Here is a 15,471-nt window from a genome sequence, read left to right as displayed (position 1 = left end):
GGCACGGTCGTCTCCGTCGATGCGACGGCCGGGCAGCCGGTCACCGCCGGTCAGCAACTGCTCGTGCTGGAAGCGATGAAGATGGAGCACGTCGTACGCGCAGGGAAGTCCGGAACCGTACACCGTCGTCACGCGGCGTCTCGCGGGGCGCAGGCCCGGACGCTGACGGCAGGGGCCGGCTCGCTGTCTGCAGACAGGGGCAGGTGTTCGGCGAAGCCGGTACGCACGAGCTTCGACAGGACCTTCGCGTCCTGTTCGTCGGCCCTGCTACGGCTCAGGGCGCAGCGGTACCGCAGCAAGTCCTGTTGTTGCAGGTCAGGGCCATTTCTCGGGCCTGCGGTCACGTCTTGAAGGGGCATCATTCGTTGCCGTGTCGAACCACTGGTCGGTGACAGGACCCGGTCTGGTGAAATGGCGAGGTCTGTGGGGTCTGCCTCGCCTCACGGCGGTGTACAGCCCGGCGGATCCCAGATGCGGTTGTGGTTCTCGTCGTAGTGGTAACCCGTGCAGGTCTCGAGTGGTGCCGCGCGTGACGACTCCGCCGTGGCCTTCGTTGTCCGAGGCACCGCCTCGGCGCTCGCGACGCCCACCGTTCCGGCGAGCAGCGCAGCCGTGCATGAGGCGCCGACGAGGTACCGGATGCGCTTCCGGGTGCCTATCGCCATAATCATCTCCTTTTGGGGCGAAATATCACCTATGCCCCAGCGTGGGAGCTCGCCGTGGCGGTGTCAAACGGCCATCGAGGAGGTTCCCTCCTGAAGTCCCGGGTGGGAGGTGAACCGGCTGCCGGGCCCACCCCTGCCGGCAGTGACCGCAGGGCACCAAGCCAACGCCTGTGGCCCGCCGCAGCAGGAGTCCTCGGACCTGAATGGACGAACGCCGAGTCCCGGCGACTCGAAACCGCGCGGACCCCCACGTGCCGCGCGATCGAAGGAGGCAGCACGACGACACAAATGCCGAGGTGAGAAGGACCCTCAGACCCGCTGTGCGAATGGGGGCACCAGCACCGGTGCCGCTGTGAGGCGAGACCGCCCCGGGCCGGCCGGCGAGGCGCGGTGCTGTGCTGTGCCGGTCGGCCTCCGGGCTGCGTTCGGCCCGCGAACTGTCAGCCGGATTCGGCCTTCGCGGCGAACTCCCATCTGCCGTGTGGCACGCGGTAGACGACGTGGCCGGGCTCGGACCGCACGAACTCCGCCCCGCGCGGCGCGGCCGTGTCCCGCCGGGCCGCCGGCACATGTACCTCGGCCTCCGCGCCCACTGGCACCTCGACCGCGAGACGCAGACTTCCGCCGCCGGAGCGTGCCCAGTCGACCGAAGCCCTGCCCCTCACTGTCCGGATCGACGTACGTGCCCAGTCCACTCCCGAACGGGCGTCGGGGCGCACGGTGAAGGTGCGGTAGCCCGCATCACCGGGACGCAGGCCGGCGACGTTCTCGTGGAGCCACTGCGCGACCGTGCCGTGGAAGTAGTGATCGCGCGAGCGTGAGTCGAGCTGCCACATCTCCCACATGGTGTCGGCGCCCTGATCGAACCAGTATCCCCAGCTCGGGTAGGTCCGCTGCGTGGCGATGGCGTGGGCGACATCCGGGTGCCCCTCGGCGGTCAGTGCCCGCAGCAGCACGCTGGTGCCCAGCGCTCCGGTGTTGAGGTGGTTGCCACGGGCGACGATGTCCTCGACGAGGCTCTTGGCGACGCCCACGCGGGCGGATGTGGGAACGAGGCCGAAGACGAGGGGTATCGCGTTGCTGGTCTGCCGGTATCCAGGGTCTCTGCTGGTGCGGTAGTGAGCGGCTGCCGGGTCGAGGAAGGCCGTGTTGAAGGCGGACTTGAGGTGCTCCGCTGCGCCGCGGTAGCGGTCCGCGGTCGCCTTCTCCCCAAGGACTTCGCCCATCTCCGCGGTGTGGACGAGGGCCCGGTGCAGATAGGCGGTGGCGGTCAGCCGGGTGTCCTCGGGGGGAAGGCCCTCATAGCCGGGCGGCAGGAAGTCACCCAGCGCAGTGACGGCGAGACCGTCGCGCAGTCGGGAGAGCTCCCAGTCGAGATAGCGGGTGAGCGTCGGCCAATGGATCCGGGCGAGATGCTCGTCGCCGTACACCCGGTACATCTCCCGGATCACGAAGGGGTAGACGGTCGTCCACTCCGGCGATGGTCCCAGTTCGTTGTAGCCCCAGCCGCCGCTGGGGACGATGACCGGAAGATGGCCGTCGGCGAGCTGGCTGTCCGCGAGGTCGCCGAGCCACTTGGACAAGAAGCGGTGGACCCCGAACGCATACGCCATGACGGGTGCCCCGAGCTGGGCGTCGCCGGTCCAGCCGTTCTTCTCGTACATCGGCGTGTCGGTCGGGATGCCGTGGAGGTTGTTGAGGATCGTACGCCGCATCGCCTTGTCGAGTCGTTCGTAGAACGGCTCCGAGCAGCGGAAGTCGCTCACCTCCTCAACCCTCGTGTGCACGACTCTGCCGAGGACCTGATCGGGAGTGGGGCGCTGCGGCAGCCCGCTGACCTGGACGTAACGAAAGCCCTTGTAGGAGAACTTGGGCTCCCAGACCTCTTCGCCGCTTCCGGCGCACACGTACTCGTCCGTCTGGAAACGCCCTGGGACGTGGTCCGTCTGGGCATGCACGCTGCCGTCGTCCTTGAGTTTCTCGCCGTGCACCAGCCGGATCGTCGTCCCGGCATCGGCGGCGACCGTAAGCCGGGTCCAGCCCGCCAGGGTGCGGCCCATGTCGACGACATACACGCCGGGGCGCAGCTCGCTGATGGCGGTGGGACGGATGGTCTCGGTCACCTCGATGGGGTCGTGCGGCTGGGCACGCACACTGCCCTTCGGGGCACTCTGCACCGCGGCGGCACTCCAGTCGCCGTCGTCGAAGCCGGGTCGGGTCCAGCCGCGTGCCGCGCGCCGTGCGTCGTAGGTCTCGCCCGCGTAGAGGGAGTTGGTGAGAGTCGGGCCCTCGGCGATGCGCCAGTCGGGGCCCGAGGCGACGGTGGTGCGGGTGCCATCGGGGTGGTCGATCTCCAACTGGGCGAGGAGCCGGGGCTCCCCGTGCCAGGGAGGGGTGTGCCAGTTCCACACGTTCGCAGTGGTCATGCCGAAGAAGCCCCGGCCCAGGGTGACGCCGATGGCTTTGACTCCACGGTTGATCCGGCCCGTGACGTCATGGACTGCGTAAAGGACAGTCTCGTCATAATCGGTGAAGCCGGGGTCGAGAACCTGGCGGCCAACCCGTCGGCCGTTGATCTCCGCGTCGTAGTAGGCGAGTCCGCTGATGTACAGCCGGGCGCGCGCGATCGGCTTGCGTACGGTGAACTCCCGGCGCAGCAGCGGCGCGGGCAGCTCCGGCGTGCCGATGCTGACGCCCCGGCCCCACGGCCCCTCGCCGTACGGTGCGAGAACGGTGGCCGGGGCCCAGGCGCTGTCGTCGTGGTCGGGCCGCTGCCAGCCTTCCTGCTCGGTCTCGCCGGCCCGCCATCCCTCGCCGGTGACGAGCTGGTGGCGGCCTGAACTCGTCTCCACGTCGAGCCGGAGCAACAGACCGGCCGGATTGACGCCGCTGCCCCGGTTGGTGGCGACGACAGCCACGACGACCCGCGGGCCCGCCGCACGCACCGGCTCGGTGACATCGGCCGTGTGAGCGGTGCGCCAGCTGTCCGTGCGCTCCGGCTGGTGCAGTACCTGATGCCCGTCGAGATGGAGCGTGAAGTCGTCGTCGGCGGTGACGGTCACTCTCGCCCGGGTGACGGCAGCGCCGACAGGCAGCTCGAGTGCGGCCCGGAACCAGCGCGGGCCGACCGGCGTGCTCCAAACGGGCGGGCCCGGCGCCCAGATCCATGAGGTGCCCTCGACGCCGGGCGGCGCCGGTGGTGCGTCGGCGCCGATCCAGCGGGCCTGCCAGCCATCGGCGGGCAACGCGGTCTCCCACCAGCGCACCGCACTCCACGTTGAGGCACGCCCATGCCCGTCCCAGACACGGACCTGCCAGTGGTAGCGGGTACGGTCGCGCAGCCCAGGGCCCGAGTAGGGGACCCCCACCGTACGGTCGGATTCGACACGGCCGGAGTCCCAGAGCGGCCGACGGCTCAGGTTGCCGCGGTCGGCGGCAACGCGGACCTGGTACGCGCTCTGCCGCGCCCCATGGCCGTCGGCGGCGAGTTCCCAGCTCAGACGGGGAGAGGCCGAGTCCGTGCCGAGGAGACTCTCCGCGTACTCGACCGTTGTCCGCTCGATGCGCAGCCGCCCGGCTCGCGGTCCGGGCTGATGGGGAGGTTTCGCAGCTGCCTGGTCCACGGTGGTGTAAGCCGACGTCGCTCCCACTGCCGCGGTTGTCACGGCGGCGCGCAAGAAGACACGACGGTTCCAGCTTCGGCTCATGACGCATCGCTCTCTGTGTGGTGGAGCATGACGAGGGAAGAGGAGAAGGGGATCAACGAGCCTGGGTCAGCCCGCCCGGTGGGCGGGACTCGCCGGGGAGGAGCCCCTGACGGCCCGCTCGGATCTCATCGGGCCGGTGGAAGACGACCGGCGCGCCGTCGAGCAGCACCGTGCCGGAATCTGGACGGCGCACCCCGGTGACGATCTTGATGAGAGTCGAATTGCCCGGCCTGTTCTCACCGGCGGGCGCGTGGAGTTCGTGAACTTCGGGGGGCTCGGGAAGTTCGTGGGGGACACGACACCCGGCAGGGTCCGTGCGGGTTCGAAGGACGTGGAGACGCCTTTCAGTGCCGGTATCGGGACGGAGCCCGGATCGGGCTGGTACATGGGAGCTCCTCACCATGAGCGGGCCAGCATCCCGTGATGCCATGAAAGGTTTCAAGTGAACGCTGCATCGGAAGCTAGAGGTGGAGGCCACGTCAAGTCAATGGGGCTGCACGGTTGAGTTCGCAGCCTGATGGGGGCGTAACTCCTCGCTGTGGCAAGCTGCTTGACTTCTTGACGTTTCCTGGAGGACTCTCTGGGTTGCCTGTGGTGAAACGATTCATGGTCAGGCTGGACAACCGGTTCGCGCGATCCGAACCACGGTTCGAGGACGGCAACGACCACCCGGCCAGGACGACAACCGCGCTCGTCGGGACCGGCATACCGCGGGTCTCGTGGCCGTGGGACGAACGGCTCGGCGAAGGGCGGACACTGTCGGCGCGCATGGTGCTCGAGCCCCCACGACAGCACCGACGTACCGGCCTGGGACACCGCCCCCTCGCAGTCGCAGTTCTCGAACTGGGGGAGAAGGCTCAGATGGTGGTCGAGCCCTCTGGAGCCGGCGCCGGGTCGCAGGGAACCGGCCACCGGCCCGCCCGGAGGGCTCGACCACAACGAGGCGGGGTCAGGCCGCGCTCGCGGTGGGCCTGACGATGATCTCGCTGACGTCGACGCCCGACGGTTGGCCGACCGCGTAGGCAATGGCCTCAGCGACCGAGGAGGCGGGGATGGACACCTCGCGGTAGGTGCGCATCTCCTCGCGGCCCACCGGGTCGGAAATGGAATCTGCGAGTTCGGATTCCGTGACGCCCGGCGAGATGGTGGTGACGCGGATGTCGCCGCCGACCTCCTGGCGCAGTCCCTCGGAGATGGCCCAGGCGGCGTACTTCGTGGCGCAGTACACGGCCGCCGTCGGGGAGACGGCGTGGGCGCCGATCGAGGCGACGTTGACGAACTGCCCGTGGCGCTGAGCCTGCATGAGCGGCAGGGCCGCGGCAATACCGTGCAGAAGACCACGAATATTGACGTCGATCATGCGATTCCACTCTTCGACCTTGAGAGCCTCGAGCTTCGACAGGGGCATCACGCCGGCGTTGTTGATCATTACGTCGACGCGGCCGTGCGCGCTGTGTGCGGCATCGGCGAAGGCCCGCACGTCCTCGGCCTCGGTGACATCGAGGACGTGGTACTCGGCGCTGCCGCCGGCTGCCTGGATGTCATGGACCAGGGCTTTGAGCCGGTCCGTGCGGCGAGCGCCCAGCACGACGTGATGGCCGCGAGCGGCCAGGAGCCTGGCGGTCGCTTCGCCGATCCCGCTGCTGGCGCCGGTGATGAGGATGACTTTTCGGTCGGTGGAGAGAGTCATGTCGGTGTTGCTCCGGGGCTGGGAAAACGAGGGGAGAGGCGGCTGCCGGTGCGGTGAGACGGATCCGACCGCACAGGCATCCGTCATGGGGTTTCACGCTGGTTGGACAGAGGCCGCGCTATGCCGACCGGGCGGGCTGTTCGCCTTCGCGGTAGAGCACCAGGTGCTCGTGGTGGAGCACGCCGTCGCGGACGTCCCCAGTGGCGGTGAAGCCGGTGTCGTCGACGTAGTCGATGTGATTGCCGTTGACTGTGTATCCGCCCGTGTAGGCGCTCTTTCGGTCGCCTCGGGCTTCGTCGTAGCGTCCGTTCGGCAGCAGCTCCTGCCGGATGAAGCCGTCTGCGGTCACCCACATCCCGATGTACGGGTGAGCGGCGGGGAAAGTGTTGTTCGTGGCCATGTCTCCACGGTCTGCCCTTCCGAGCGAGGTAGCCAGGCCGCAGTCCACCCAGGGTGATGCGTCCTGGGAGTCGGACACCTACCTGCCGCTTCGGGCGATCTTCGCAGTGCCGTCCTCCTCCCGCTCACGGGGGAGTGCGCCCTCGGCCAAGTGCCGGGCCCCGGGGTGGGGTTGGGTGCCGGCGGTCCCATCGCCGGTGGGGCTGCCCTGGCAAGCGGCAGCCCCACCGGCTCCGATGACTCAGATGGCCTGAGCGGTGGGCAGGATGGTGATCTCGGTGAGATTGACGTGGCGGGGGACGGAGGCCATGAAGGCGATGGTCTCGGCGATGTCGGCGGACTGCAGGCAGTCGATGTCGTGGATGAGGTCGGCCATCAGCCTGGAGGCGTCGGGGTCGGTGACGTGGTCGGGAAGCTCGGTGTCGACCATGCCCGGTTCGATGGTGGCGACGCGGACCATCTTGGGACCGAGTTCGACGCGGAGGAGCCGTGTGAGGTGGCTGATGTAGGCCTTGGTGCCGGAGTAGATCGAGAACTTCTCCAGGATGCGGGTGGCCGCGATGGAGGAGGTGTTGATCAGGTCGGCGGGCTTGCCCTGCTCGGCGGAGGCTGTCAGGTGCGGGAGGAAGGCGGCGATGACGTTCATGAGGCCGGTGATGTTGAGGTCGATCTGCCGCTGCCACTCATCGACCTTGAGTTCCTCGATGCCTGAGACGAGTTGGACGCCGGCGTTGTTGAACACGAGGTCGGCCTTGCCGAAACGGTCGGCGACCTGATCGGCGGCCGACTGGACGGCGGCGCGGTCGGTGACGTCGACCGCCAGGGCGAGCGCGGTGCCGCCGGAGGCCTCGATGTTCTTGACGACACCGTCCAGCTTGTCCTTGCGACGGGCGAGCACGATCACGGTGGCGCCAAGTTCGGCGAGGCGTTCGGCGGCGGCCGCGCCCATGCCACTGGACGCGCCGGAGACGACGGCGACACGGCCCGCCAGAGGGGAGCCGGAGAGGAGAGCAGACATGACAGGTTTCCTTCGAGTGTGTGGTGGAAGTGGCGAAGCGGAACCCGCGGAGGCGGATCCGCATCAGGCCGGGGGGTGCCCGGCCGGGCCGGCGAGGGGGAGTGGCTGACCCAGCCGGGCTGTCGTGCGGCTCCGCGCACATGGGCGAGGGCGCACACCCCAGCGATCAGTTGATTCAGGCGGCGTCGTCGTGTGCGGTGGCCGCGGACTTCTCGCGCCAGGGGGCGATGTCGGCCTGCACCTGCTGGTACTTGACCTCGATGCGCTCGAGGGTGTCGCGGCCGAGGTAGAGGTGGGTGGGGAGCTTGTCGCCGGAGGTGACCTCGACGATGAGGGCGGCGCCCTTGACGGGGTCGCCGAGCTGGGCGTGGTTGGCCTGGTCGATCCAGTCCAGCGTCACGTGGGCGGGGGTGTCGTCGTAGTCGGCGATACGGTTCGCGGCCTGGGACAGCGAGCTGGCGTCGAGGAAGTCGGTGCGGAACACGCCGGGTTCGACGACCATCGACTGGATGCCGAACGGTGCCATCTCGACGGACAGGGCCTCGCTGATGCCGGCGACCGCGAACTTCGAGGCGGAGTACATGCTTACGCCGGGCTCGCCCTCGAAGCCGGAGCGGGAGCCGATGTGCACGAGCTTGCCGGAGCCCTGCTTGCGCATGACGGGCAGGACGGCGCGGGTGACGTTGATCAGGCCGAAGACATTGAGGTCGAAGAGCGAGCGGGCCTCGGCGTCGGTGATCTCCTCCAGTGCGCCCAGCAGGCCGCGGCCGGCGTTGTTCACCAGGACGTCGATACCGCCGAACCGGTCCACGGCCGCCTCGACGGCGTGCGGGATGCTGTCGTTGTCGGTCACATCCAGCGCGACCGCGAACACCTTGTCGGAATTCTTCAGATCGGTCGGCACCCGCTCCGGGTTCCGCACTGCGACCACGACATTGTTGCCTTCCTCCAGCGCGGCGCGGGCAATTTGCGCACCGATACCTCGAGAAGCTCCGGTAACGAACCACGTAGCCATGAGTAGGCCTCTTTCTGTGTTTCTCGTTTATGTCATCGGGGTTTTCCTCCGACGCATTCGATTCTGTAGAGGAGCGCGTGAGGCAGGAAGGCCGAGAGTTTCCTGGGAGAAATACCCCCAGGCTGCGGATCGCCCTTTCGCCGGTGTCGCCGGCCCTTGTGGCTGCGTGCAACCGCGCCGCGGCAGGGGCGGCATCGGGAGAGCCACCAGTCGCTGCGGCGCGAGTCATCGACCGGTCCCGGCCTGCGTATCCCCGACCACGTCGGTCGAGCCCATGCAGGGCGAGACGGGGCCAAGAGCTGTCCCGGCGAATGATCTTCGACGCGGGCGGACACCCGTCGGGTACCCGCTTGTCCGGCGAGGTGAGGTTGTTCAGGCGGGCGATGCCGAGCATGGGGTGGTGGACGCCGTCGCCTTCGAGACGGCGGCATCCCCGGCGCCGCAAAGGCGGTGCAATGCCGGTCCAAGGCACCGGTACCGGGGGAACAGCACAGCATTCGGCCAGGGCATCGGAGCTGGTCAGCGACATACTGCGGACTCCGGCCGAAAACACCGGCCGCAGGTAAAGTGGAACCAGCCTGGAAGCCACTTGCGCGCAAGCGTCTGCGTGCCAGGAACGCGGCGGTACTGGATGGCCGGCATGGGTGCTCCCTCGAGAACTCGCTCCACAGCAGCAGACACCCCTTTGGGACTGTCGACCGCCGTGATCGTGGTCGACGGCGCAGGGGTGGTACGGGGATGGAGCGAGGGGGCCGCGAAGCTTCTCGGCCACTCGACCCCAGAGGCGCTCGGCAAGCCGCTGTCGGACCTCTTCCTGCCGGTGGCAGGCGCGGCGCATCGGGCGAGCGCCCCTGGCCTTGCCACCCGGCTCGGATCACAGCAGGGCTGGAACGGCCTGCAGGCCGTACGCCATCGGGACGGCCACCGCCTTGACCTGGAGATCAAGATCCTGCCCGTCCAGGCCTCCGGCGAACGCTCCATGTGTCTGATCCTCGCCGCCGACATGGCTCGGACATGGTGGTCGAGCGCCAGCCGCTCGCTGCTGGAAGGGATTACCCTCACCGCGCCGGTGGGCATGGCCATGTTCGACACCGAGCTGCGGGTCGTCTGGGTGAACGACGCCATGGAGCATCTGTCCGGGGTCCTCCGCGAGCAGTTTCTCGGGCGGCGCCTGGGAGAGGTCCTGCCGGACCTGGATGTGGAACACACCGAAGCGGAGATACGCCAGGTTCTGGAGACCGGCCGCCCCTCGATGGGCCGTGAATACTTCGGCCACGTCCTGTCGGAGCCGGATCAAGTCGCCTACTCCACCTCGTGTTTCCGTCTGGAGAGCGAGGACGGGGAATTGCTTGGCGCCTGCTTCATCGTCCTCGACACCACGGACCACTACCGCGCCCGGCAGAAGCTGACACTGCTGAACGAGGCCCGCAAGCGCATGGGCAGCACGCTGGACATCCCGCACACGGCACAAGAGCTTGCCGACGCGGCGGTGCCCGGGCTCGCCGACCATGTCACCGTCGACCTCCTCGACTCCGTGCTCCGCGGCGAAGAGCCCCCACCCGGGCCCGCGGACGCCACCACCACGGCCAGCCTCTGCTGCGCCGGACACCGCGCCCTCCGGGAAGACGCCCCGCCGCCCACCCCGCTGGGTGAACCCTGCGGCTACCCCGCGTCATCGCCCATCGCGCGCGCTCTGATCGGCGGCGCCGCCGCACTGATCCCGGTACTGGACCCCGCCGACCCTCACTGGACCGCCGACGACCCGGCCCGCAGCGCGCATCTGCGCGACCTCGGCGTCCACTCGTTGATGATCGTGCCCATCTGCGCACACGGCACCACCCTGGGAGCGGCCACCATCTGCCGCCGACAGCCCAGGGGGCCCTTCCAGCCCGACGACCTGGTCCTCGCGGAAGAACTGGTCGGGCACGCCGCGGTCTGTATCGACAACGCCCGCCGCTACACCCACGAGCACGCTGCCGCACTGGCCCTCCAGTGCAGCCTCCTCCCCCGGAAACTGCCCGAACAGAACGCGGTCGAGGCCGCGTACCGCTACCTGCCCGCCGACACGGAAGCCGGGGTGGGCGGCGACTGGTACGACGTCATCCCGCTCTCCGGAGCCCGCGTCGCCCTGGTCGTCGGCGACGTCGTGGGCAGCGGCATCCACGCCGCCGCCACCATGGGACGCCTTCGCGCCGCCGTCCAGACCCTCGCAGGCATCGACCTCGCCCCCGACGAAGTACTCGCCCACCTGGACGACATGGCCGGCCGGATCGCCGAGGAGACCGGCGACGAATCCGGCGTGACCGGGGCGACCTGCCTCTACGCGGTCTACGACCCGGTCAGCCGCCACTGCACCCTGGCCCGCGCGGGCCACCCCCCACCCGCAATCGTGACTCCCTACGGCACCGCCCAGCTCGTGGACCTCCCCAGCGGCCCGCCCCTCGGCCTCGGCGGTCTGCCCTTCCAGTCCACCCGGATAACGGTTCCCGAGGACAGCGTTCTCGTCCTCTACACCGACGGCCTCATCCACAGCCACTCCCTCGACGCCGACGAGGGCGTCCAGCGTCTACTGGACTCCCTCGTCGACCCACGGACCCCGCTGGAGGACCTCTGCGACGCCGCGGTCGGAAACCTCTGGGCCGACCGGGCGGGACCGGGAGACGACGCGGCACTGCTCGTGGCCCGCACCCACGCCCTGGGCGAGGACCACGTCGCCTCATGGGACATCACCAAAGATCCCGCCGCCGTCGCACCGGCCCGCGCCAAGGCGGCCGGGCAGCTCACTGCATGGGGGCTCGAAGACCTCGCCTTCACCACGGAACTGGTAATCAGCGAGCTCGTCACCAACGCCATCCGCTACGCCTCGGACCCCATCCGGCTACGCATGATCCGCGACCGCGCACTCATCTGCGAGGTCTCCGACGGCAGCAGCACCTCCCCCCACCTGCGCCACGCCCGGACGACCGACGAGGGCGGCCGTGGCCTCTTCCTGATCGCGCGGTTCGCTCAGCGCTGGGGCACCCGCTACGCCGGGAACGGCAAGACCATCTGGTCCGAACAACCCCTCCAGCCCACCGGACTCGAGTGCGACTCCAGCCTCGACGCCTTCGCGGACCTCGACGCCTTCGGAGACCTCACCGCCCACGACCTCGAGGGCACGAGTCCCAACGGTCGGTTCGACAAACCCGCAGAACCCGGGACAATGTGATGGGATTCAGCCACGCCGCGATACGGTGCTACGCAGTCCGCAACGGGCCCGCACCGAACCCGGCACAGTTTCCGGTCCGAAGTCCTCGAGGTCGCCGCATGATGCCGATCCGATCGAGCAGTCGTGGCTGACGCAGCCTCACGCGCAGCGCAACGGGTCACACGCGTGCGGGACGACGCGGCCGGACGCTACGCGCTGGCGCGAGAGTTCTACCAGCTCGCCATGGGCCCCCGCCACCAGTACGGCACAGCCGAGCTGAGCTTCATGCGCTGGTCACTCGCCCGTGGCGTACTCGCGCCGGAAACCGCCGACCCGCCGGGCAGCCCCTGGTGGCGTGCTGTCAATGAACGGCTGCTGCGGGACAAGGCCGAGGCTCGCCTGCTGGCCACCGAGGCCACAGGCACAGCCAGCGCCCGCAGTGTCGAGCTCTGGGCCGACTTCATCCGTACACCCGATCCCGGCCGCTGGTACCGCGCGCACAACGCCAGCATCGTCGCCGGCTACCTGCAGCACGAGGATCTGGCCGCCACCGAGCTGCAGGTCGAGCGATTCATGATGAACGTCGCACTGCTCCGCGTCCTGTTCACCCACGCCATGCTCGTGCAACCGCGACTCGCGCTCGGCCGGCTGGCCGCCCTCGGTCCCCTGTTGGCGGACCCCCGCCACCGGGCCGTCCAGATGTTCCTCGACCTGGGCCGGTCCTTCCCGCCCGCATACCCGGTCACCGCGCCCGTCGAGGACACCATCCTCGACGAACACGCCCTCGCCCGCATGCTCGACTACGGCGTGATCGCCCCACGGCTGCCCGCACTCTACGAGTTCTCGGCCGCGTCACTCGACCAACCGCGGCTGACAGACCTCCTGGACGACGGGATCCCGGCCTACGCATGGCCGCACTCCGACCGGCCGATCTGGTACATCGGCAACACCGGACCGCACCTGCGTGCCATCGCCCGCGCCACTGGCGTACACCTGCTCTGGGAGCGGTCACCCTCCGGCCGCCGCGGCCCGCACAGGTGACGGCGCAGCGCCGAAGAACGATCCATCACGTCGGCACGAATTTCCTGGAGACCCAGGCGAACCCGCGCGCCACGGCCGGACATTCGGGCATGCGGGAGCTGTCTCGGACAGCGGCGGTTCATGGCAGCCGCCACTGCCACAAGGTCCGGGGAGTCCGTCGTTCGTGCGGCCATCGTTCGTGGGGCCCGACGTTCGTGGGGCCTGATCGGCAGAACGCTCGCGTACCGCGTCGCGGACGCCGACGAGCACGGTTCCGCCTTCCCGTACTGATCGCGTGCGGGCCGCACTCCGGCCTTCCCCAGCACTGCGACGTTGTCAGCGTGCTGGGCGACGGCGTGAGGCCGGCACCCTTGGTTCACCGAACTCCGCTCACCTTTCCCGGGGATCGGCCCAGAGCCGAAGCGGCCTTGTTCTACCGCGCGGCGTCCGGCTGGGGTCGTAGGCTACGGCTCTGCAAGGGAGCGGAGTTCCTGGGAGAAGCGCACCCCCCTTTCGGCCCGCCACAGGACGCCGTGCCGCTCTAGTCTCGACGGCATGGATACGGACAAGCACCCCGCCGCCGAGAACGCGCTGGGAGGTTTCCTCCGCGCACGGCGCGCCCAGCTGCGCCCCGAGGATGCCGGACTTCCCACGTCCGGCCGCCGCAGGGTGCCCGGTCTGCGTCGCGAGGAAGTCGCCACCCTCGCCGGGGTGAGCACCGACTACTACATGCGTCTGGAACAGGGTCGTGAACGGCATCCCTCGCAGCAGGTACTGGAAGCCGTGGCCAAGGCCCTGCGGCTGGATGACGAAGCCGTGGCCCATCTGTTCCGGGTGGCCACCCCGACCACGCGCCGCACGCGTCGCGCGCCCCGCGTCGAAAGGGTCGGCCCACACCTGCGGCGGCTCCTGGACACCTGGAGTGACACGCCCGCCTTCGTGCTGGGCCATGCCATGGACATCCTGGCCCGCAACCAGCTCGCAGCCGCCCTGTACGCCGGCTTCACGTCCTGCGACAACCTGCTCAGCATGACGTTCCTGGACCCGGCCGCGCACCACTTCTACCGCGACTGGGACCGCGCCGCCGAGTCATGCGTGGCGGCTCTGCGACGGGCGGCGGGAATCGACCCCGACGACCCGCGGCTGATCGAACTCGTCGGCGAACTGTCGATGAAGAGCGCCGACTTCCGCGCGCTGTGGGCCCGACACGATGTGCGGGGCAAGACCCGCGAGGCCAAGCTCTTTCACCACGCCGACGTCGGCGACCTGGAACTGCACTACGAGGCATTCACCATCAACAGCGCCCCTGGCCAGCAAGTCATCGTCTACCAGGCTGAAGCCGGCAGTCCGTCCGCCGACGCTCTGGCGTTGCTCGGGTCCCTGACCGCGGCGCCCACGCTCCAACGTGGCCCGGTCGTCGGCACAGATTGAGGAAGAGGCCGCAGAAGCGCGCGTGAGTCGGTCCCCGCAAGGTCCGTGAAGCCGATGAGGTTCGTGCGTTTCCCGACAGGGGCGCACGTCCGCCGGTGACCATCCCGGGCATCCAGCAAGCCTGGACGTGTGAATGCCTGACCCGCGGGCGGCATCAGCGCTCCGCACTCCACCCACGTTGTCGACAACGGGGCGGGACGGCGGGAGGAGCATGCGGCGGAGGCGGTGCGGCTCGGAGGCGAGGACGCCTACCGGGTGCGGCTGGTGAATGCGCCGCTGGGAGTGGTGCAGACCGAGGCGGGCCGTGGTCGCCCATCGGCAGGGTGCGGCTCGACCGACGTCCATGGCTCATCGGCGAGTTGCCTGCGCGTCGCAACCTCCTTCCTACCGGATCCACCCGGAGGGCGGATCCGGGGCGGCACGATTGATCACGACCTCACACACGCCCTGGCCGGGCGGGACGGGTCCGATCATGCCGCCTCGGGTGGGCTCGGCTCAGCGGCAGATCGCGAGGCGGGGGCGGGCCGCCTTGGCACATCGCATGGCGCCACGTGGCGCCGCTTGATGCCATCCGGTGTCGCCCGGCGCCATTCCACGCGTCCAGAAGCTCGTGAGCCCGCATGGCGCCACCATCGCCGAGGTCGCGCCCTCCGTGTTTCTGCAGGTCAGGGCAGCCATCCTTGAGCCCGTCCCCCAGAAGGCGCCATCTGGACTTGCGTATGCCGCCATGGTGGTGCCATGATGGCGTCATGGACCTCACCCCGTATGTCGACACCCTCCGCCGTGAACTCGCGGTGGCCGCCGAAGCCGGCGGCGACCAAGCCCGCGAGCTGGCCGAGAGGCTCACCGCGCCCCTGGAGTCGGCAACCCGGCTGACCATGCTCAGTGTGCTCTCCGCCGCGATGGACGAGATCACCCGCGATCTCGCCCCCGGCTCGGTCGACGTACGGCTGCGAGGGCTCGACCCCGACTTCGTGGTGACACTGCCGCCGACCGACGGCGGCGCCCGCGCGGAGCCGGCCGCGCCCGTCGAACCACTCGCGGCGCAGGCGCCCGCCGACGGAGACGAGGGCGGCACCGCCCGCGTCAATCTGCGTCTGCCGGCCCACCTCAAGGCCCGTGCCGAGGAGGCCGCGAGCCGGGAGGGCCTGTCGGTCAACGCGTGGCTGGTGCGGGTCGTGTCGGCCGCGGTCGACGGCGGCACCCGGCCGCGTACGACGGAGAAGACCCAGACCATCGGACAGAGCTTCACGGGCTGGGTGCGCTAGCCGCGCCCCCGCCCGCACCACTTCACCCACACGTCCCACCAGCGGGGACGTCCTGAAGACCCAAGAGGACG

The 15,471-nt window shown here is 69.4% G+C and carries 13 protein-coding genes; 6 read left to right on the top strand and 7 right to left on the bottom strand.

Annotated features, from left to right (window positions below):
* Nucleotides 1–351, top strand: a 351-nt coding sequence (locus ABT078_RS42815; RefSeq protein WP_502981317.1) for an acyl-CoA carboxylase biotin carboxyl carrier protein subunit, incomplete at its 5' end; no start/stop codon positions are given.
* A gap of 89 nt (nucleotides 352–440) precedes the next feature.
* Here ABT078_RS42815 and ABT078_RS25990 read toward each other — a convergent pair.
* From ABT078_RS25990 to ABT078_RS25960, 7 genes are all read right to left on the bottom strand, one after another.
* Nucleotides 441–665: a hypothetical protein gene (locus ABT078_RS25990; protein ID WP_351231668.1), complete on the bottom strand. Its 225-nt coding sequence runs from the start codon at nucleotides 663–665 to the stop codon at nucleotides 441–443.
* A 440-nt stretch (nucleotides 666–1,105) separates the two neighbouring features.
* On the bottom strand, nucleotides 1,106–4,372 hold the full coding sequence (locus tag ABT078_RS25985) for a family 78 glycoside hydrolase catalytic domain (RefSeq protein ID WP_351231666.1): 3,267 nt from the start codon (nucleotides 4,370–4,372) through the stop codon (nucleotides 1,106–1,108).
* A gap of 52 nt (nucleotides 4,373–4,424) precedes the next feature.
* Entirely contained in the window at nucleotides 4,425–4,565 is a 141-nt protein-coding gene (locus ABT078_RS42810) for a hypothetical protein (protein ID WP_502981316.1), read from the bottom strand.
* Between the two features lie 756 nt (nucleotides 4,566–5,321).
* Entirely contained in the window at nucleotides 5,322–6,062 is a 741-nt protein-coding gene (locus ABT078_RS25975; protein WP_351231664.1) for an SDR family oxidoreductase, read from the bottom strand.
* A 118-nt stretch (nucleotides 6,063–6,180) separates the two neighbouring features.
* The gene (locus ABT078_RS25970) at nucleotides 6,181–6,462 is read right to left on the bottom strand and encodes an Atu4866 domain-containing protein (RefSeq protein ID WP_351231662.1); all 282 of its coding nucleotides are present in this window, start codon (nucleotides 6,460–6,462) and stop codon (nucleotides 6,181–6,183) included.
* A gap of 240 nt (nucleotides 6,463–6,702) precedes the next feature.
* Nucleotides 6,703–7,479 carry an SDR family oxidoreductase gene (locus ABT078_RS25965; RefSeq protein ID WP_351231660.1) on the bottom strand — a complete coding sequence of 259 codons (777 nt, stop codon included), beginning with the start codon at nucleotides 7,477–7,479 and terminating at the stop codon, nucleotides 6,703–6,705.
* A gap of 175 nt (nucleotides 7,480–7,654) precedes the next feature.
* Complete coding sequence (locus ABT078_RS25960) at nucleotides 7,655–8,494, bottom strand: SDR family NAD(P)-dependent oxidoreductase (RefSeq protein ID WP_351231658.1); 840 nt, start codon at nucleotides 8,492–8,494, stop codon at nucleotides 7,655–7,657.
* Nucleotides 8,495–9,179: 685 nt separating this feature from the next.
* Here ABT078_RS25960 and ABT078_RS25955 point away from each other — a divergent pair.
* From ABT078_RS25955 to ABT078_RS25935, 5 genes are all read left to right on the top strand, one after another.
* Nucleotides 9,180–11,702 carry a SpoIIE family protein phosphatase gene (locus ABT078_RS25955; protein WP_351231656.1) on the top strand — a complete coding sequence of 841 codons (2,523 nt, stop codon included), beginning with the start codon at nucleotides 9,180–9,182 and terminating at the stop codon, nucleotides 11,700–11,702.
* Between the two features lie 165 nt (nucleotides 11,703–11,867).
* The gene (locus ABT078_RS25950; RefSeq protein ID WP_351231654.1) at nucleotides 11,868–12,722 is read left to right on the top strand and encodes a hypothetical protein; all 855 of its coding nucleotides are present in this window, start codon (nucleotides 11,868–11,870) and stop codon (nucleotides 12,720–12,722) included.
* A gap of 534 nt (nucleotides 12,723–13,256) precedes the next feature.
* Entirely contained in the window at nucleotides 13,257–14,132 is an 876-nt protein-coding gene (locus ABT078_RS25945) for a helix-turn-helix transcriptional regulator (protein WP_351231652.1), read from the top strand.
* 153 nt (nucleotides 14,133–14,285) lie between these two features.
* On the top strand, nucleotides 14,286–14,816 hold the full coding sequence (locus tag ABT078_RS25940; protein WP_502981320.1) for a DUF6245 family protein: 531 nt from the start codon (nucleotides 14,286–14,288) through the stop codon (nucleotides 14,814–14,816).
* Nucleotides 14,817–14,881: 65 nt separating this feature from the next.
* The gene (locus ABT078_RS25935) at nucleotides 14,882–15,400 is read left to right on the top strand and encodes a hypothetical protein (RefSeq protein ID WP_351231648.1); all 519 of its coding nucleotides are present in this window, start codon (nucleotides 14,882–14,884) and stop codon (nucleotides 15,398–15,400) included.
* Nucleotides 15,401–15,471: the final 71 nt, after the last annotated feature.

Origin of the sequence: Streptomyces sp. NPDC002133, assembly GCF_040296405.1 — a bacterium.
GTDB lineage: Bacteria > Actinomycetota > Actinomycetes > Streptomycetales > Streptomycetaceae > Streptomyces.
The sequence above is the reverse complement of the archived record's forward strand: the minus strand, read 5'-3'. Positions and strand labels throughout refer to the sequence as shown.

Bases quoted from the DNA above. Each gene is read 5' to 3' on its own strand.
- ABT078_RS25975 (WP_351231664.1), bottom strand. From the start codon at position 6,062: ATGACTCTCTCCACCGACCGAAAAGTCATCCTCATCACCGGCGCCAGC.
- ABT078_RS25945 (WP_351231652.1), top strand. From the start codon at position 13,257: ATGGATACGGACAAGCACCCCGCCGCCGAGAACGCGCTGGGAGGTTTC.
- ABT078_RS25970 (WP_351231662.1), bottom strand. From the start codon at position 6,462: ATGGCCACGAACAACACTTTCCCCGCCGCTCACCCGTACATCGGGATG.
- ABT078_RS25965 (WP_351231660.1), bottom strand. From the start codon at position 7,479: ATGTCTGCTCTCCTCTCCGGCTCCCCTCTGGCGGGCCGTGTCGCCGTC.
- ABT078_RS25935 (WP_351231648.1), top strand. From the start codon at position 14,882: ATGGACCTCACCCCGTATGTCGACACCCTCCGCCGTGAACTCGCGGTG.
- ABT078_RS25990 (WP_351231668.1), bottom strand. From the start codon at position 665: ATGGCGATAGGCACCCGGAAGCGCATCCGGTACCTCGTCGGCGCCTCA.
- ABT078_RS25960 (WP_351231658.1), bottom strand. From the start codon at position 8,494: ATGGCTACGTGGTTCGTTACCGGAGCTTCTCGAGGTATCGGTGCGCAA.
- ABT078_RS25985 (WP_351231666.1), bottom strand. From the start codon at position 4,372: ATGAGCCGAAGCTGGAACCGTCGTGTCTTCTTGCGCGCCGCCGTGACA.